This is a genomic window from Lacinutrix gracilariae (assembly GCF_042684485.1).
Taxonomy (GTDB): domain Bacteria; phylum Bacteroidota; class Bacteroidia; order Flavobacteriales; family Flavobacteriaceae; genus Oceanihabitans; species Oceanihabitans gracilariae.
Map to the genome: position 1 here is coordinate 143212 of NZ_JBHULM010000009.1, position 20257 is coordinate 163468.

The following is a 20257-nucleotide window of genomic DNA, read 5'->3' on the forward strand; positions in this document are numbered from 1 at the left end:
GTATATGAAAGAACCTAATAAATTAACAACTCAAAAATACTGGGAAACATATTACAGTAAAAACCATGCAAATAAAAAGCATATAGTTAATGTATGTTCTTATTATGATCCGTTTTGGGATCAGTTAATTAGTCAAAATAGCAAAGGTAAATCTATTATAGAAATTGGTGGATTTCCCGGAAGATACTTAGCGTATCTATCTTCAAAGTTTGGTTTGGTTCCTACCTGTTTAGATTTTAATTCAGACGAAAGCCAAATTAAAAATTCTTTTGAAATAATGGAAGTAGATCGCTTTAATATTTTACAAGAAGATTTCACCAAATACCAACCAAAACAACAATATGACTATGTGATTTCTAATGGGTTTATAGAACATTTTGATGATTTTAATACCATTTTAGACTTACATACACAATATTTAAAACCGGGAGGAAGCATGCTGGTTATGATACCAAATAAAAGATATCTAAGAAAAATTTATGGTTACTTGTGTGATTATAATAATTTAAAAGCACATAACCTTAAAAGTATGAAGTTGTCTGTTTTTAAAAAGTATGCAAAGCGTAATGATTTAAAAATTAAAACGCATCAGTACTATGGTGGTTTCCCTTTTTCGGTTCACCAAAAACAAAATGCCTTTCAAAAAGTAATTAGTAAAACTACGCGATTGGTGTTTAAAAAAATAAATCCGTACTTGATGAAAAATCCATCCAAGTATTTAAGCGCATCTATAATAGCTATTTTTGAAAAACCAATAAACGTTGAGTAAAAAAGTGAAAATAGCCATTTATTCTGGAGCCATTCCTAGCACAACTTTTGTGGAGCGTTTAATAGTTGGAATTGCTAAGCATTATGATGTATTAATATTTGGCGTGCAAAACACACCCAAGTTATATGCTTCTGCTAATATTAAAGTGCATAGTACTTCAAGAAGTTTATTCATAAATCTTATAAAAACAAAATGGCATGTTTTTGTATTGCTTTTTACAAATCCTAAACGATTATTTATTGTTATTAAAGAGATACAAAAACATAAATCATTATATTCTAAATGGCATGCCTTTACTAGGTTAATTCCTATAATGCGTTTTCTTCCAGATATAATTCATGTACAATGGGCTAAAGACGTAGATCGTTTTATGTTTTTAAAAGAAAAACTAGGGGTTAAACTCATTTTGAGTTTACGAGGTGCACACATTAATTATTCACCAATAGCAAGTCCTACTTTAGCAGAAAGCTATAAAAGAAATTTTCCAAAAGTAGATGCATTTCATGCTGTCTCTAAAGCAATTGCAATAGAAGCACAAAAATATAATGCAGAAGCTTCAAAAATAAAAGTAATTCATTCACCTATAACAGAACAAATATTCAATCTTTACAAAAACGTTGAAAAGTCAAAATCAAAAACCATTAGAATATGTGTTGTTGGTCGTTTTCATTGGATTAAAGGAATGCGTTATCTATTTGATGCTTTACGTGTATTGCAACAAGAAAATAAAACCTTTGAATGTATATGTATTGGAGAAAATTGTTTGCCTGAAGAAGCTCTTTTTCAAATAAACCAATTAGATTTATTTCAAAGTATAACGATTTTGGGTAACTTAAATCAAGAAGTGTTATTTAAAACCATGCAGTCTTGTGATGTACTAGTTCTTCCAAGTTTAAAAGAAGGAATAGCAAATGTTGTTTTAGAAGCAATGGCTATAGGTTTACCTGTAATAGCTACCCATTGTGGTGGTATGGCAGAAGTAGTTATACCTAATGAAACGGGTTGGCTTGTTCCTACTAGAAACCCTAAAGCAATAGCAAATGCAATTATGGAGGTAAAAGAAACTTCAGAAAAAGAAATACAACGTATTACAGAAAACGCATACCAATTAGTAAAAAAGGAGTTTAATGGAAATGAAAGTATCAAAAAGTTTGAAGCATTATACCAATTGGTACTTGATAAGTAATAAAATATGAAAATAAAAACAGCAATAATACCCACAAAACAAAGCTTTGCTAAAGTAGATGCTCCTCATGAGTTACACTTAGAAGCTATATGTGTTTTTGCTGCTATTGGCTTTTTTTTAGATCAAGACACTTATTATAAAGATGAGGTGGTATTGGCTCCAAGTACTAAGTATGAGTTAAATGAAAAAGGATTTGTTGTAAACTCAGAACCCTGGTTTCATTGGCATTATACGCCAAGAGATATTACCTTTAACCAAGCATTAAAGGAGTTTTCGTCTTTGTTTGAAACCATAATGCAAGAACAAACACAAGGTAAAAAAGTAATTTTACCATTATCTGGCGGATTAGATAGTAGATCGCAGGCAGTAGCATTAAAGCAAATTAATGCAGATGTTTTTTCGTATAGCTACCAATATAAAAATGGTTTTGATGAAACTTCTATTGCTAAAAAAATTGCTGAAGCATCACATTTCGATTTTAAGCGTTTTAAAATATCTAATGCCTATTTATGGGGTGTTATAGACGATTTGTTGCAATTAAATAAAGGATATTCTGATTTTACTGCCCCGCGACAAATGGCCATTTTTGAAGAATATGCTAAAATGGGTGATGTTTTTTCTTTAGGACATTGGGGAGATGTGTTGTTCGATTCTATGAACGTTTCACAATTATCTAAAGAAGAAGAAGTGCGGGTACTTCAAAAGAAACTATGTAAAAGAGGAGGTGTAGATTTTGCAAATACTTTATGGAATGCATGGGGACTACCTGGAGATTTTAATACTTATTTTGCCTCTAGAATTGAAGGATTGCTAGGCACTATTGAGATTAAAGATACTAACGCAAAGTTAAGAGCCTTTAAATCTAAATATTGGGCGCCACGTTGGACCTCAATTAACCTTGCCGTTTTTGAAAAAGCAAAACCAATTACATTGCCTTATTATGATGAAAGAATGTGCGAATTTATTTGTACCATTCCAGAAGAATATCTTAAAAACAGACAATTACAAATTGCCTATATACAATCTAAAGCACCAGAATTAGCAAGAATACAATGGCAAGACCAGAGGCCATTTCACTTAAATAATTTCAGGTATAATAAAATACCTTATAATCTACCTTATAGAATAGCGAATAAAGTTAAGAGAGAAATTAAAGCTGTTTCAGGTAAACCTTATATACAACGTAATTGGGAATTGCAGTTTTTAGGAGATGCCAATAAACAAAAACTAAAAGAAGTACTGTTAGATAGTGATTTAAAGAAATGGATACCAAAATCTATACTAGCTAACTATTATAATTCATTTTTTAATACAGATCATTTGCAAAATGCACATGCTATAAATATATTGCTTGTATTGGCAAAATTTAATCAAAAATATAATGGCTAAAAAAATTAAAATACTTTTTACAATCTCTAATTTTGATACTTCAGGAAGTGGTAAATCTGTATATGATATGGTTAAAGGACTAAATAGAGATGTTTTTGAGCCAGAAGTCTGCTGCCAAAATAATAAAGGAGAATTATTTAAGGAAATAGAACAATTAGGAGTAAAAATACATGTAAATGCTTTTAAAACAGCATATAAACCATTGTTAGGTTTTCCTTTGCGTGTATGGAAAATTTCTAAATTCTTTAAAAAAAATAAGTTTGATATCATTCATTCTTGGCATTGGAGCTCTGATTTTTCTGAACCTTTAGCAGCCAAATTAGCAGGAGTGAAGTTTGTTTTTACAAAAAAAGCAATGGGTTGGGGAAACAAAGCTTGGGTGTGGCGCTCAAAATTAAGTACAAAAATTGTTGCTGTAAATGAAGATATGATTACGCAATTCTATAAAAACACCTCTATGATGTCTAAAGTTGTTCGTATTCCTCTAGCTGTAGATATTAATCATTTTCAGCCTTTAAAAAAATCTAATGAGGCTCCAGACGGAGTTGTTTTTAATGAAAATGATTTTATAATTGTTTCTGTGGCAAATCTTGTTCCTGTAAAAGGTATTGAAATATTATTAGAAGCGGTAAATAAATTAAAAGATAAAAGTATAAAAGTATTTATAGTAGGCGATTATAATAATGATTATGGTTTGACACTTATAAAACAATATACAGATAATAAAAACTTCTCATTTCTAGGTAAGCATTTAGATGTCAGACCGTATTTGGCTATGGCAGATTTGTTTGTAATACCAACAAAAGATGAGGGGAGAAAAGAAGGTTTGCCTGTTGCTCCTATGGAAGCTATGGCCTCCGGGAGAATAGTAGTTGGATCTAATATTTCTGGGGTTAAAGATGTTTTAAAAGAGTTTCCGCAATGTATATTTTCACCCAGTGATATTACCGATTTAGCTGAAAAAATTCATCAAATAAAAGGAATGTCAATGAATGAAAGACAAAAACTAGCTAATGCCATGAGAGAATATGTTAAGCGAGAATTGTCTGTAGTATCATTTGTTGAAAAACATGAAGAATTATACCTTAAATTGAAGAACTAACTATGCTATTTAATTCTATAGATTTTGCGATATTTCTGCCAGTTGTGTTTGTTTTATATTGGTTTGTAGCGCAGAAGAATTTAAGAGCTCAAAACCTATTAATCGTAATTTCTAGCTATGTATTTTATGGGTGGTGGGATTATCGGTTTTTAAGTTTAATTCTTTTTAGTACACTAGTAGATTTTACTATCGGAAAGTATTTATTTTTATCTAAAAAAAAACAAAATAGAAAGATACTGCTATGGACAAGTCTTATTGTTAATATTGGTTTACTTGGTTTCTTTAAGTACTACAATTTTTTTGCAGACAATTTTGTGCAAGCCTTTTCTTTTTTTGGACAAGAAATTCAGACAAATACACTGAATATCATTTTACCAGTTGGTATTAGTTTTTACACTTTTCAAACCTTAAGCTATACCATAGATGTGTATCGGAAAAATTTAGAACCTACTAGAGATTTTAGTGCTTTTGCTGCTTTTGTAAGTTTCTTCCCGCAATTAGTAGCAGGTCCTATTGAACGTGCCTCTAATTTGTTACCGCAGTTTTATAAAAAACGAGTGTTTAATTATGCGAATGCGGTAGATGGATTAAGACAAATTCTTTGGGGTTTATTTAAAAAAATAGTGATTGCAGATAATTGTGCGCAATTTGTAAATATTATTTTTACTAACCATGCAGATTATTCAGGAAGTACATTACTTTTTGGTGGTATCTTTTTTGCTTTTCAGATTTATGGGGATTTTTCAGGATATAGCGATATAGCAATAGGTACTTCTCGTTTATTTGGTTTTAACTTAAAGCAAAACTTTGCATTTCCATATTTTTCAAGAGATATTGCTGAGTTTTGGAGACGTTGGCACATCTCATTGTCGACTTGGTTTAGAGATTATGTATATATTCCTATAGGAGGGTCTAGAGGAACTAAGAGTAGACAAGTACGTAATGTGTTTATTATTTTTATTGTAAGTGGTTTTTGGCATGGAGCGAATTGGACATTTATTGTTTGGGGATTTCTAAATGCACTTTATTTTGTTCCTTTATTACTTTTAAATAAAAACAGAAGCAATACAGATGTTGTAGCACAAAAAAGTTTATTACCAAGTATTAAAGAGTTTATTAATATGAGTATTACTTTTTTAATGACTGTTTTAGCTTGGGTGTTTTTTAGAGCCGAAAACATTGGTCATGCATTAGATTATTTGAACGGTATGATCAATCTATCTCTATTTTCTATTCCAGAAATTCGCCCAACATATTTATTCGTATTAATCTTTATCTTTATTGTTGTGGAGTGGTCTGGTAGATGTAATCAATATGCAATAGAGCGCTTATGGTTTAAATATCCGAAATTTGTAAGATTAGCAATTTATTATACTATTACTATTGCGATTTTTTTATTTAGTGGTAAAGAACAAGATTTTATATATTTTCAATTCTGATGAAAAAATTTCTAATTAATATATTATTGTTTTTAGGATTGATTTGTGTTTCAGTTTTTATAATTTTCTATAATGTGAATAATGGGCATGTTGATGCTTTTTATTCTAGGTTTACTACGCCTAAACAAAGTTCTTTAGTACTTGGTACTTCCAGAGCAGCACAAGGGATTGTTCCTGAAGTATTAAACGAAGAACTAGGAAGAGATGATATATTTAATTATTCATTTACCGTTGCACATAGTTCATATGGACCTGTATATTTAGAAAGTATAAAGAAAAAGATTGTAAAGAATTCAAATGATTGTGTTTATATCGTTACGGTAGACCCTTGGAGTATTTCGGCAGATAAGGAAGATCAGAATAATATTTTAAAATTCATAGAAAATGGGAAATGTGTAGAAACTATTTGGTTTGTTAATTCTAAGCCAAATGTTCAATATTTATTATTTAACTATAATGAAAGTTATATTAATTTATTTAATAAAAACAAAAAGATGTTTTTACATGATGATGGATGGTTGGAGGTAAATGTAAAAAAAATGGATAGTGTAAGAATAAATGAAAGAGTAAAATTTTATAAAGAAGAAATAATGCCTAATAACACTTTCTCAAAAGTAAGATTTGAATACCTATTAAAAACTATTCAATTTTTAAAAAAACATGGAAAGGTGTATTTGATAAGACTTCCAATACATCCTAAATTAATGGAAGTAGAAATGCAGTATATGGCAAACTTTAATGGTTACATTAACGAAGCAATTAATTTAAGTAATGATTATTTTGATATGACCAAATTTAACAATGAGTTTGATTATACAGATGGTAATCATCTTTATAAAGAATCAAGTAAAAAAGTATCTAAATTAATTGTTAATAGAATCAATAATAATAAGTAGGAAATAAATGAAAATAGGAATCGTTTTATCTAAACCACCTACGTACTCAGAAACCTTTTTTAATTCTAAAATAAAAGGGCTTCAGTCTAATGGCTTTGATGTAGTTTTATTGGTGCAAAAAAAGGATTCCAATTTTAAATTATGCAAAACAAAAGTCGCACCTGCTGTTTATAAGAAAAATTTGCTTCTACAGTTTTTTACTACACTTTTAGTTGGTTTGAAATTCATCTTCTTTTCAAGACGAATATTAAAATTTATACAATTAGAAAAACAAGAGAATAAAAATTGGTCTCAGGTTTTTAAAAACCTGTATACCAATGCACATATTTTAACTACTAAATTAGATTGGGTGCATTTTGGATTTGTCACTATGGCTATACAGAGTGAACATGTAGCTAAAGCAATTAACGCTAAAATGGCTATTAGTATGAGAGGCTTTGATGTAGATGTATTTCCATTAAAACACAAAGAGGAATATGTTTCTATATGGAAACATGTAGATAAAGTACATAGTATCTCTAACTATCTTTTAGAAAAAGCATATGTATTGGGCTTATCAAAAAATATAGCTTATCAAATAATTACTCCAGCTTTAGATACATCCAAATTTATAAATCCAAGTGCTTTACAACTCAAGCCTATAGAGTTTGTAACGATTTCAAGATTGCATTGGATGAAAGGATTACATTACACACTAGAAGCACTTGCTATTTTAAAAAGTAAAGGAGTTAACTTTAAATACACCATCATTGGTTCTGGTAAAGCATTTGAATCTCTTTCTTTTGCAATTCATGAATTAGATTTAAAACAGGAAGTTGTTCTAGTTGGTGATAAGCCTCAAAAAGATATTATTAATTATCTTTCTAAGGCGAATATGTATTTGCAATACAGTAATTCGGAAGGTTTTTGTAATGCAACGTTAGAAGCACAAGCTATGGGATTACTTTGTATCGTATCTAATGGAGGCGGTTTAATTGAAAATGTTTTAGATAAGCAAACAGGTTGGGTGGTACCCAAAAGAAATCCCGAAGCTTTAGCTAATAAAATAATAGAAGTGATACATTTACCAGAAGTAGAAAAAAACAAAATATCTAAACAAGCAATAGCAAGAGTACATGAAAAATTTAACTTGCAATTGCAAGAAAAACAATTTGTAGCATTTTATGAGTAAAGTGATTATTTTATTAGGGCAACGTGTACGAAGCGGAACCAATTTTGTGGGCTCTACCATGGCTATGCATCCAGATGTGGTTACTTTACCTCCAAATAAATCATTAGGAGAGTTTAATTTGTTTTATGATAATGCTATAATTGATAATGTTTTTATAAAAGTAGCTCAAAAGAGTTTTGGATTAGAGGTTTCTGTTAAAGAACAAGATGGCTTTTTAAAATTATATGGAGCGAGTTGGTTGCAACTATTAATTAAAAAATATGCGATTAAAGAAGATCAAATTATATTTATTAAGTCACCAGTCATTCATACTATTAATTTATGGGAAAAAACATTTCCTGAATCGCAAATCGCCGTAATTTATAGAGATGGTAGAGACAATGTTATTTCTTCTGTCAAAGCTTCAAATGACAATAGAAATTGGCATACATTTTCCATTAAACTAAAGAAAAGATGGAATTATTATTCTGGAAGGTCTTTTATTAATCATACTAAAGATTGGGTGGTTACAGCAAATAAAGTAGCTTCAATAGCTAATACAAAACAGGTTCAGAAGTTTAAATATGAAGATTTAAATAATTCCGAAGAAAATATAGAAAAGCTTTTACAGCATTTTAAGTTGCGTTGTAATGCAGATATACTTAATGCCTGTTTGCAAGCTCCAGTGGTTGGAAGCTCTTTTGGTATAGATACCAAAAAAATGGCAAAACCAAATTGGACACCAGAAACCGACAAATCAAAATTTAAATTCTCTAACAAATGGAACCATTGGAAGTTTTTTAAAAAAGCTGTTTTTAAATATTTAGCAGGTAAAGAACTTATTGTATTAGAATATGAAAAAGATAATAAATGGTAATTCTTATTCCTGAAAATATTAGATAGATGAATTTTGTTATAACTAATACATCCATAGATTTTAATAAAGCAGAGACTTTAGCTATACAAATACAAGAGAAAAGTATAGGTGAATACAATGTATATACAGAAAAGAATGCAAAAGTATATGAGAATTCTGAGTATGTGGTCTGTATAAGAGGATATATTAGTGATTTATCTTTACCCAAAGAAGCTGTAGAAAAACAAATCTTTTCTGCAGTAAATAAAATAGTGGAAAATTGGCCAGTTCCTGATGAAATTACCGGAAGTTTTACGCTAGTAATATTTAGTAAAAAAGATTCTAAAATCATTTTTTGTAATGACTTAATAGGGGTTTACCCATTGTATTATAGTATAAAAAAAGAAAGTATCATTATTGCTTCTAGTACAATATTTGCCAGTTTAGCAGAAGATATAGAACTAGATGCTGTAGGAATTACACAACGAGCAATAGGAAAAGAGTTTTCAAATATTGGGTCTAGAACCATCCTAAACGGATTTAGACGTTTGCTACCTGGGGAGTATATTTCGCTAAAAAATAAAAGCTTTTCTATCATTAAAAAATATGATAACTCTTTATATAAAATAAATACCACTAAGCGTAAACTTACTATAAACAACTATAAAACATTTTGGAGTTGTTATAAAAAAGAAGTCAGTTACGCTACTGCAAAGTTTAATAAAACATATTTGGCTTTAAGTGGCGGAATGGACAGTAGACTTCTATTAGGAACACTTTCAGATAATTCTAACACCACTTGTTTAACCTATGGTAATTCTGAAAGTTATGAAGTGAAAATAGCTAAGCGATTAGCAACATTAAAAGGTTTCGAATTTAAAAATTATTCTGATTTAGATTTGTATTTTCCATCTCCAAAAATTATTCAGAAGTATACATTAAAAACCGAAGCATTAAATATAGCTAGTTGGTTAGAGATTTTAGAGAATTATAGTCAAGATAAAGATGCTGTAATTTTACTTGGTGATATGTGCGAAGTGTTACCAGCTAGAAACATAAAGACTTTTTCTAGTAGAGAATCCAGGATAAGTAATTTTTTTAAAACCCATGTTTTAAATAAAGATTATAACTTAACACTTGCAAACAATGCTACTTTTATTTCGTGGAAAAATGCCAAAATAAAAAAAGAATTACAGCGCTACACGAAACAAAAGTTTGCAAAATTAGAGGTAACTATAGATTATGAAGATCTTATTAAAAAAGTTACGCTTGATTTAGAGGAACTATTAGGTAGAGTAGAAGCACATAAATTACCGTATGTAGAACTTTATGATGAACTGTATTCTTGGTATACACATGCTAGAATTCCTATGGGTAAACAAATATTAATTTGTGATAGTAAATTTAGTGCTATCTCACCTTCAATGACTATCGCGGTTTTAAGAGCAGCTAGTAAAATTCATCCCAATAATAGATTAAATTATAGGTTCATGAATGCTCTCTTTGCATCCAATAAAGAATTAAAAAAATTAAATAGAATACCAACAAACCAATCGCCTATAATACCACGTAATTTTCCAAGTATTTTGGTGTTTGCTGTTTGGGGAATCCGTTCTAAAATAGATCAATATTTAATAAGAAAAGTTTTAAAAAAGAAAAATCCAAATTTAAGATATAGGCTTTTTAAAGGTTTAAATTGGGTGAAAATATATCAAAATGAAAACATTAAAGAACGATTAAATAATTATTTTAATACAAATTATTTAGGTGAAGAATTAGTGAATAATTATAAAGAAACTATTTTGAAAAGACAAAGTTTAGAAAAATGGCCATTAACTAATTCTGATATTATTTCATTAGCCTCATTAAATAGTGAATTACACCTTATTAAACCATTAAAAAAAAATAAAAAATAAGATACGTATCACTTAGCTTTCTTACTTTTACCACTAGCAAAATTAATGAATGTTTGAATTTTTAAAATATTTACAACCAACAAGCTACTTTTCACTGCGTAATAAAGATGGAGAAACTATATTTCCTGTTGTATCCAATTTACCACAAGCAATAATAAAGCAGTTAACTGTTGATTCAAACTTTAAAACTGAAATAGCTAAACAATATGACTTGTCTTGGCAAGCTGCACAAAAAGGGTTTATTGGTAAATCTAAAAAGTATTCTGAATTTGAAGAGGTAGCATTAGTAGATAACTATATATTTTCCAGAAAGTATTTTAGCCGTTTTTGGGTCTTTTATGTACTGTGCCTTCGCCTATTAAGTTTTAATAACCCATTTACAGAAATTGCAGCTTTTTATAACTCAAGAAATATAAAAAGAAGTAAATATTTAAAGGCGCCAATTTTATATAATGAATTTGTAACCTATAATTCTTCGCTTCTTATAGAAAAACCTAAAGTATCTGTTATCATTCCAACATTAAACAGATACAAATACTTATTAGACGTTTTAAAAGATTTAGAAAAACAAGATTATAGTAATTTTGAAGTGATTGTTGTAGACCAATCCCAACCATTTCAAAAAAACTTTTATGATTCCTTTTCTCTAGATTTACATGTGGCTTTTCAAGAAGAAAAAGCATTGTGGTTGGCTAGAAATAATGCAATAAAAAAAGCAAAAGGAAATTATGTGTTGCTTTTTGATGATGATAGTAGAGTAGATCCAGATTGGATTAGTAATCACTTAAAATGTTTAGACTTTTTTAATGCAGAGATTTCATCTGGTGTTTCTATTTCAACTGTAGGTGCAAAAGTACCAGAGCATTATTCTTTTTTTAGAATAAGTGATCAATTAGATACCGGAAATGTACTTATAAATAAAGATGTTTTTAATACCCTAGGATTGTTTGATAGACAATTTGAAAAGCAACGTATGGGAGATGGTGAGTTTGGATTAAGAACTTATTTACAAGGGTTTTTAAATGTTTCAAACCCTTATGCAAAAAGACTTCATTTAAAAGTAGATTCGGGAGGCTTGCGTGAAATGGGGAGTTGGGATGCTTTTAGGACTAAAAAATGGTTTGCACCTAGACCTATACCAAGTGTATTATACTTTTTTAGAAAATACTTTGGTAATAAAACAACTAAATTAGCATTGTTACGCACAGTGCCATTATCTATAATGCCTTATAAATTTAAAACAAACAAAAGCATGATGGTTCTAGGCGTTTTTGTTTCTTTGTTACTTATTCCACTTGTACTTTTTCAAGTATTTAAATCTTGGCGTTTATCAAGTAAAAAACTAAAAGAAGGAGCATTAATTGAATCATACCATTGATAGAGAAAAGCAAACATATTCTATTCGTTACATCAGAGTTTCCACCACAACCTGGAGGTATAGGAAATCATGCCTATAACATAGCAAAACAGCTTCTAGAAAATAATTATGCAGTGCAAGTAATTACAGATCAACGTTCCGTTTCTGGGGAAGAAGAAAAGGGTTTTGATGCAATGCTTAATTATAAAGTGCATCGCGTACACATAACTAAAATTAGATTTTTAATGTATGTTAAGCGGTTAATCTTATTATTTGATACTATTAAATCTGTTGATAAAGTCATTGCTTCAGGAAAATTCTCTCTATGGATAGTTGCCTTTGTAAGTGTTTTTTATAAAAAAAAATATATAGCTGTTATTCACGGAAGTGAAGTGAATTTTTCAAATACATATTTAAAAACAATTACAAATAAATCTTTAAAACGATTTTCTAAAATAATAGCTGTTTCTAATTACACAAAGGGATTGGTTGAAAATGTTTGTTCAAATGTTGTTGTTATTCCAAACGGAATAAATGCAGAGAATTTAAATAAAACACCATTAAAAAATAAAACATTAATTGGTTATCCAAAATTGATTACCGTTGGAAATGTTTCTGAAAGAAAAGGCCAATTACAAGTTATAAAACATCTGCCAGAATTAATTAAATATTATCCAGAAATACATTATCATTGTATAGGTCTTCCTACGCAAAAAGAACAATTTTCTCAAATAGCTAAAGAATTAAATGTTTTAAATTATATTACATTTCACGGAAGGGCAACCGATCAAGAACTTAAAAGTTGTTTAAAAGAAAGTGATATTTTTGTTATGTTGAGTGGTTTAACTAAAACTGGAGATGTTGAGGGATTTGGTATTGCTCTTATTGAAGCTAATTATATGGGTTTACCATGTATAGGTGCTACAGGTTGTGGTATTGAAGATGCTATTAAAAATAATTATTCAGGAAAATTAATAGAACCTAGTAATGCAAAAGCTTTTATAACTGCCATTCAAGATATTATAGCAAATTATGAAGCCTACAAAAAAAATGCAAAAAAATGGTCGATGCAACATGAATGGAATTCTATAGTAAAACAATATATTAAAGAAATAGAATATTGAAACTAGCTATTATTTCGCATACAGAACATTATAAAACAAATAATGGGGAAATTGTTGGTTGGAGCCCAACGGTTAATGAAATTAATCATTTACTAAATGTTTTTGATGAAATTTATCATGTAGCTATGCTCTATGATGGCAAAGCACCTAAAAGTGCAATGGCTTATTCTAACCAAAGAATAAAGTTTGTAGCATTAAAACCATCTGGAGGTAAAACCATCTTAAGTAAGTTACATTCTGTTTATAATGCTCCGAGTGTTTTAAAAACGGTGTCAGAAACACTTAAAAAAGTAGATGTTTTTCAATTAAGAACACCTACAGGAATAGGTGTTTATTTAATTCCGTATTTTACATTTTTTTCCAATAAAAAAGGATGGTATAAATATGCAGGAAATTGGAATCAAAAAAATCCACCTTTAGGGTATCGATTACAACGTTATATGCTGAAACATCAAAACAGAAAAGTAACCATTAACGGAAAATGGAAAAACCAACCCAAAAACTGTTATACTTTTGAAAACCCATGTTTAACCGTTAAAGAAGTAACATTAGGTGAACAAATTATTACATCTAAAAAAACATTTCGTAAAGTCTCATTTTGTTATGTAGGAAGATTAGAAAAAGAAAAAGGAGTGGAGCGTATTATTAAAGCTTTTACAAGTTTATCTTTAAAACATAAACAAAAGGTTGATAAAATACATTTAGTTGGTAATGGTAGCGATTATAATTATTTTAGAGAATTAGCCAAAAACAGTGGGCTTAATATTGTATTTCATGGTTTTTTATCTAGAAAAGAGGTTTTTAATGTATACAAAGAATCTCACTTTTTTTTAATGCCAACTACAGCTTCAGAGGGGTTTCCAAAAGTAATTGCAGAAGCAATGAATTTTGGTTGTATTCCAATTGTATCTAATATATCTTCCATCGGTCAGTATATAATAGATCATGAAAATGGTTTCTTAATAAAAGAAGTAACTATTGAAAATATAGAAAAACATATAAAAACGGTTTTAGATTTTACTACAGAGGATTATTTGAAATTAGTAATTAAACGTGAGCAAGTAGTTAGTAAATTTACTTTTCAACACTATAATAATAGAATATTAAACGATATAATTTAATTCATTGAATTCCAGGTTTCTAAAAAATAAAAAAGATAATTATATAGGTTTAGTGCTTATTCATTTAGCTATAGGGGTTGCTTTATATCTATTTGAGCCACTTTCAAAATTATATTTTATTGTTACTTTATTGTATTTTCTATTTAGAATAATAATGTCCCCGGCTTCACAAAAAACCAAAGAAGTGCTTTTAGCCTGTGCCTACTTTGCTGGAGCAGAAGTTTTATTTAGGATGACTAAAGGGGGGTTAGCATATGAAGCATCAAAATATTTAGTAATATTATTTATGTTAATGGGGATGTTCTTTAGAGGTATTTCAGGTAAAGGATATGTGTATTTTTTGTATCTAATACTTTTGGTTCCAGGAGTTTTAGTTGCGTCAACTACTTTAGGATATAGTGCTAATTTTAGAACAGCGGTAGCCTTTGTTTTAAGTGGACCAGTATGTTTAGGTATTGCTGCTTTATTTTGTTTTGATAGAAAGGTCACAAAAAATACCTTAATAGAAATTATAAATTTCTTAGCACTACCATCTATTGCTACAACAATGTACTTATTTATATATAATCCAAGTATAAAAGAAACCTTATCTGGTACAGCATCAAATGCTGCTTCATCAGGTGGTTTTGGCCCTAACCAAGTATCAACAGCTTTAGGTTTAGGTATGTTTGCTTTAGTCGTTAGATTATTTGTGAAATCTCCAACATTAATCTTAAAAATAATAAATCTAACTATTTTAATAGCTATGTCTTTTAGAGCTCTTGTTACTTTTAGTCGTGGTGGTGTTTTTGCCGCAATTATAGTAATTATAGCCTTTTTAGTTACTATTTATTTTAAATCATCTGTTAAAGTAAAAAATCAAATCGTAGCTTCATTTATTTTATTAAGTATTGCAATAGTAGTTACCTGGTTAATTAGTTCAACATTAACTTACGGTTTAATTGATAAAAGATATTCCAATAAAGATTCATTGGGTAGAGATAAAGGAGATGTATCTACTGGGAGATTTGAATTATTCGAAGAAGAAATGCAAGGATTTTTACAGAATCCCTTTTTAGGTATTGGAATTAGTAAAACACAAAATATACGTGTAGAAAAAGAAGGTAAAAGACTTCCTTCTCATAATGAAATTGGAAGGTTGCTGTCAGAACATGGTTTGCTAGGAATTGTAATGATTTTGATATTAGGCCTAAGACCTCTTATTTATAGATCAAAAAATAAACGGAATAATTATTTTTATGCATTTTTATGTTTCTGGTTTGCAACTATAAATCATTCAGGAATGCGTATTGCGGCTCCTGCATTATTATATGCACTTTCTTTATTAAATGTAAAATATGAAAAACATCCTGTACATAGGAAACAAATTAAATAATAAAAACAGTAACCTGTCTTCCATTTGCGTTTTAGGGCCTAGGCTAGAACAGGAAGGCTATACCCTTAGGTATGCATCTACCTATCCAAATAAAATAATACGCATGCTTGACATGCTTTGGCATTGTTTTAAATATAGAAATAGTACAGATATTGTAATTATAGATACATATAGCACTTTGAATTTTTATTATGTATTGGTAACAAGTCAATTGTGTAGAATATTAAAACTAAAATATGTTACTAGTTTAAATGGAGGTAATTTGCCTATGCGTTTAAAAAATAACCCAAGGCTTTGTCGTGTTATTTTTGCTCATGCCTACAAATTAGTTTCTCCTTCGGTCTATTTAAAAGAAGCATTTAAAGCACATGGCTATCAAAAGGTGACTTATATTCCTAACAGTTTAAATATGGAAAATTACAAGTTTCATATAAAAGATTTTCAAGAAGTAAAGCTCTTATGGGTGCGTTCATTTGCAAGTATCTACAATCCGAAGTTGGCTGTCAAGTTGTTAAAAATATTACAAGATTCTGGTATTCCAACCAGGCTGTGTATGGTAGGCCCAGACTCGGATGGGACTATGGAAACAGTAAAACAATTAGCAGAAAATCTTAAGGTTGAAGTTACAATTACTGGAAAACTACCTAAGGAAGAGTGGATAGCATTGTCTAAAGACTATAATGTTTTTATAAATACCACCAATTTTGACAACATGCCAGTAAGTGTCATTGAAGCCATGGCTTTAGGACTACCTGTGGTTTCCACCAATGTAGGAGGGATGCCTTATTTAATTGAAGATGGCAAAGATGGGCTGTTGGTAGAAAAGAATAATGTAGATGCTTTTGTAAATGCTATAAAACAACTAGTACAGCATCCAAACAAAACACAAAGCATGACCATAAATGCCAGAAAAAAAGTAGAATCCTTCAGTTGGAACTTGATGAAAAAACAATGGATGGAAATATTAAGTTAATACGTTCTTCTTTTTACTAGCTTCTCCTTTTAGTGAAAGACGACCAAGCGTGAAAAATTAGTACCTGTTCTTTTTTAGTGTAGGGAAGAGCTGATCCATGGCTATACCTGGCCAAAGAAAAACGATACGGAGGTTTTGTAAACCTTCAAAAGCGGTAATAAAAGAAAAAAATCAACGTTTATCTTCAGAGTTCTTTGATTTTAATTGCGCAATAATATGCTTCTCATCCGCCCTGAAATATTCACAAAAAGCCTTAAGACTAACAAAATTATTAGGGGGTAAACCAAAGTGTGAATTAATGTCTTTAATGTATTGACGCGCTTTTTTAGAACAGATGCCGTTTATCAGTTCTATATCTTTTGTGTATAAAAATGGAATAATCATAACTTCAAACTGTTTTTTTGGGGAATAAATAATGAAACAATCTATCCAAAAATTTTCAAGGGCTTAGTCTTGTTTTTTTTTAGGAACTTTTATCTAAAATAATAAATTAATAATATATTTCCTACAATTTCAAGTCTTAAAATCTTGTTAAATGCTTAAAATTGAGTTGTTTAGATGATTTTCTACCCTGTAATAATACCAACCCAATACCTACTAGCGGGTAACCCTATAGATACCTAGGGGGAACCCTATAGAAAAACAAATAGGGAAGTAAAGGGAAATAACGAGAAGGAAACGGAAAAAAAAGTACCAAAAAGTACAAAAAAGACAAATCAGGTAAATAAAAGATATTTCAGAGCTATTTTCAGTAAATAATAGAAACAATTACCATATATGGGAATTCTTGTCATTATGCAAAGATTAGGATGCTAACTTTATGATAATGAGAGTAGATAGCTTGCGCAAAATAAATAGGTCGACATGTTTATGCAGCCTACCCATTAAAAAGGAATTGTTTAATCAGTAAATAGATATAGTTTTTAAAATGAAATATTCCAAAGCTATATCTATTTGCATAAAACTTAGAAATCATGGCAAAAGTAAAGTCATTATTTAATGTAGAAGGAACACTGGGAGAAGTAACCTTTTATAAAAACGAATCAGAATATTATATCCGTAGCAAAGGAGGAGTAAGTAAAAATCGTATTTTAAACGATCCTGCTTTTGCAAGAACTAGAGAAAATCTTACCGAGTTTGGAAATTCAGCTACCAGTGGTAAAATGCTACGTCGAAGTATTGTTAGTTTAATGAACGATGCAAAAGACAATCGTGTGTCTTCAAGATTGACTCAAGTTATGAGTAGAGTTAAAAATGAAGATCTAACATCTCCTAGAGGAGAACGTAATGTGGCTACAGGTATCTTAACTCCTCTAGGAAAATCCAGGCTAAAAGGATTTAATTTTAATAAAAAAGCTGTTCTAGAGAGTGTTTTACAGGCCGCTTTTACTTTAAATACTACTACTGGTGAAGTGTCTATTCCAGACCTAATTCCAATACAGCAATTAGAGTCTCCAGAAGGGGCTACGCACGTTGAGTTTAGCGCTGGCTTTTTAAACCTAGATTTTGAAACTGGTGATAAAGATTTACAGTTAAGCAATTTTGTAAATCTAGCTATAGACGCAACGGTTTCTACGGTAACATTAACACCTCTAGGAGTTCCTGCTGGTACCGGACAGGATTTTTATTTTTTAAAAGCAGCATTTTTTCAAGAGATTAATGCGGTACAATACCCGCTTAATAATGGGGCGTTTAATACCTTACAGCTTATAGAGGTAATATAAACCTTTAGACAAATAGGTGTTTTAAAAGGACTGTTCATAGGTACAGTCCTTTTTTTATTTTAGGATGCTAGTATAGTAACACTAAAAATAATAAAATAAAACCTCCTCCCATAATAAACTCTACGGTCTAGAGAGGTAACAGAAGTCCAAACGGAGAATTTAGAATCAAAAGTATGCCTAAATCAATAAAGGAAATCCCTAATAAAAACTTTGTAGTTTTTAAGCTCCAGCATACAAAGTACAAGCAGTATAAACTACTTCAATAAATACTTGCATAATTATCCTAACTTAGTATCTTTACGCTAACTAAGATTTTGTATGCCCAACAAAGTAGATATTCATTTTAATATTTCAGAAAGAAAAATACTGCTACGTATTTTTGATCTGTTATCTGTCTTTGTATCTCTTTATATTATTGGTCATTTTTTTGAGTTTGATTACTTTTATATAGATGTAGAAAACTGTGTATGGATTACGGTATTGGCTATATACTTAACCGTTTTTGGTACTGTATTTGAATTGTACGACTTACAAAAAGCAAGTAAAAAAGAGTCCGTTTTAGCTAATATTGTATTAACTGTATCGGTTACTGTTCTGTTTTATTTGCTGACTCCCTTTTTTACTCCTTTTTTACCTGAAAATAGGTTACAGATTTTATACTTTTATTTAGCAATAACCATAGCTCTAGTGGTCTGGAGATTGGCTTATATTACTTTTATAACCTCCCCACGATTTTATAAAAAAGCATTGATAGTAGGAGAGGTTTCTAATATACAACCCATTATTAATGCCTTTAAAATTGCCGATCCTAATTATAAGGTCGTTGGTTTTATTAACTGTGAAGAAAAACGAGCAGATACTATTAAAATTAATGGGGTTAAAGAGTTTCAGCCTAGCGTATTACGAGAGATTATTATTAAAGAAAAAATCTCTGAAGTTGTAGTAGCTAGCTATAACTCTGAGACCATTACTCCAGAAATTTACCACGACTTAATAAGCCTTTTAGAAAAAGGGTTTCCTATTAGAGAATATACCCAGGTGTATGAGGACATGACTAATCGTGTACCTGTGCAATTTGTAGGTAAAGATTTTTATAAATATTTCCCTTTTAGTAGAAGTAACCAAAATAAGCTTTATTTATTTTTTCATCGCCTTTTTGATATATTCCTGTCTATTCTAGGAATTGTAGCTACTGTTTTTATAATGCCATTGATACTACTAGGAAATGTATTAGGAAACAGAGGTCCTTTATTTTATACCCAAGAACGTGTTGGTAAAAACGGAGACTTCTTTAATATTGTTAAGTTTAGAAGCATGGTTACAGATGCAGAAAAAAACGGAGCGGTTTGGGCAAGTAAAAACGATGCTAGAGTTACTTTTTTTGGTAAGTTTTTGCGTAAATCAAGGTTAGACGAATTGCCTCAGTTTATTAATATACTTAAAGGAGATATGAGTTTAATTGGTCCACGACCAGAACGACCATGTTTTGTCGAAGAGCTATCACAAGTAATTCCTTTTTATGAGACTAGACATATTGTAAAACCTGGACTTACAGGTTGGGCACAAGTAAAAGTTAGATATGGTTCTAGTGTAGATGATAGTTTACTAAAGTTACAGTATGACCTGTACTATATTAAGCATAGAAGTTTCTTTTTAGATGCTAATATTATTATTAAGACCATGAGTACTATGATCTTTTTTAGAGGACAGTAGGGGTAGGTTTTAGGGATTAGGCATGAGGTGTTAGGGAGTAGGTATTAGGTGTTAGGTGTTAGGGATGAGGTATTAGGTATTAGGTATCAGGAAGTGTTAAACCTTCTAGTTTTTTATAAATAGAGATATATAGCTTGCTTTAGTAAAAAAGATCGACAGTTAGGAGC

Annotated in this window: 16 protein-coding genes; all 16 read left to right on the forward strand. The window is 30.0% G+C overall.

Annotated features, from left to right (window positions below; genetic code table 11):
* Positions 1-4: 4 nt before the first annotated feature.
* The 16 genes from ACFSSB_RS06840 (at position 5) to ACFSSB_RS06915 (ending at position 20090) form a co-directional block, all read left to right on the forward strand.
* Positions 5-769, forward strand: a complete 765-nt coding sequence (locus ACFSSB_RS06840) for a class I SAM-dependent methyltransferase (RefSeq protein WP_379902386.1) — start codon at positions 5-7, stop codon at positions 767-769.
* A complete protein-coding gene (locus tag ACFSSB_RS06845) occupies positions 762-1955 on the forward strand; it encodes a glycosyltransferase family 4 protein (RefSeq protein WP_379902388.1) in 1194 nt (397 codons plus the stop codon). Before ACFSSB_RS06840 ends, ACFSSB_RS06845 begins: the two co-directional genes overlap by 8 nt.
* 6 nt (positions 1956-1961) lie before the next feature.
* Entirely contained in the window at positions 1962-3344 is a 1383-nt protein-coding gene (locus ACFSSB_RS06850) for an asparagine synthase-related protein (RefSeq protein ID WP_379902390.1), read from the forward strand.
* A complete protein-coding gene (locus ACFSSB_RS06855) occupies positions 3337-4446 on the forward strand; it encodes a glycosyltransferase (protein ID WP_379902392.1) in 1110 nt (369 codons plus the stop codon). Before ACFSSB_RS06850 ends, ACFSSB_RS06855 begins: the two co-directional genes overlap by 8 nt.
* Positions 4447-4448: 2 nt before the next feature.
* Positions 4449-5885, forward strand: coding sequence for an MBOAT family O-acyltransferase (locus ACFSSB_RS06860; protein ID WP_379902394.1), 1437 nt, complete (start codon positions 4449-4451; stop codon positions 5883-5885).
* A 74-nt stretch (positions 5886-5959) separates the two neighbouring features.
* Positions 5960-6781 (forward strand): hypothetical protein, encoded by an 822-nt coding sequence (locus ACFSSB_RS06865; protein WP_379902396.1) that lies wholly within the window; start codon positions 5960-5962, stop codon positions 6779-6781.
* Positions 6782-6788: 7 nt separating this feature from the next.
* On the forward strand, positions 6789-7952 hold the full coding sequence (locus ACFSSB_RS06870) for a glycosyltransferase (RefSeq protein ID WP_379902398.1): 1164 nt from the start codon (positions 6789-6791) through the stop codon (positions 7950-7952).
* Entirely contained in the window at positions 7945-8808 is an 864-nt protein-coding gene (locus ACFSSB_RS06875; RefSeq protein WP_379902400.1) for a sulfotransferase, read from the forward strand. Before ACFSSB_RS06870 ends, ACFSSB_RS06875 begins: the two co-directional genes overlap by 8 nt.
* Before the next feature lie 26 nt (positions 8809-8834).
* Positions 8835-10703 (forward strand): hypothetical protein, encoded by a 1869-nt coding sequence (locus ACFSSB_RS06880; RefSeq protein WP_379902402.1) that lies wholly within the window; start codon positions 8835-8837, stop codon positions 10701-10703.
* Between the two features lie 49 nt (positions 10704-10752).
* The gene (locus ACFSSB_RS06885; protein ID WP_379902404.1) at positions 10753-12081 is read left to right on the forward strand and encodes a glycosyltransferase family 2 protein; all 1329 of its coding nucleotides are present in this window, start codon (positions 10753-10755) and stop codon (positions 12079-12081) included.
* On the forward strand, positions 12078-13184 hold the full coding sequence (locus ACFSSB_RS06890) for a glycosyltransferase family 4 protein (protein ID WP_379902407.1): 1107 nt from the start codon (positions 12078-12080) through the stop codon (positions 13182-13184). The genes ACFSSB_RS06885 and ACFSSB_RS06890 overlap by 4 nt, the downstream gene beginning before the upstream one ends.
* Complete coding sequence (locus tag ACFSSB_RS06895) at positions 13181-14305, forward strand: glycosyltransferase (protein WP_379902409.1); 1125 nt, start codon at positions 13181-13183, stop codon at positions 14303-14305. The genes ACFSSB_RS06890 and ACFSSB_RS06895 overlap by 4 nt, the downstream gene beginning before the upstream one ends.
* Positions 14306-14309: 4 nt before the next feature.
* Positions 14310-15680, forward strand: coding sequence for an O-antigen ligase family protein (locus ACFSSB_RS06900; protein WP_379902411.1), 1371 nt, complete (start codon positions 14310-14312; stop codon positions 15678-15680).
* Complete coding sequence (locus ACFSSB_RS06905) at positions 15643-16653, forward strand: glycosyltransferase family 4 protein (RefSeq protein ID WP_379902414.1); 1011 nt, start codon at positions 15643-15645, stop codon at positions 16651-16653. The genes ACFSSB_RS06900 and ACFSSB_RS06905 overlap by 38 nt, the downstream gene beginning before the upstream one ends.
* A gap of 974 nt (positions 16654-17627) precedes the next feature.
* A complete protein-coding gene (locus tag ACFSSB_RS06910) occupies positions 17628-18377 on the forward strand; it encodes a hypothetical protein (protein ID WP_379902416.1) in 750 nt (249 codons plus the stop codon).
* A 318-nt stretch (positions 18378-18695) separates the two neighbouring features.
* Positions 18696-20090 carry a sugar transferase gene (locus tag ACFSSB_RS06915; protein ID WP_379902419.1) on the forward strand — a complete coding sequence of 465 codons (1395 nt, stop codon included), beginning with the start codon at positions 18696-18698 and terminating at the stop codon, positions 20088-20090.
* Positions 20091-20257: the final 167 nt, after the last annotated feature.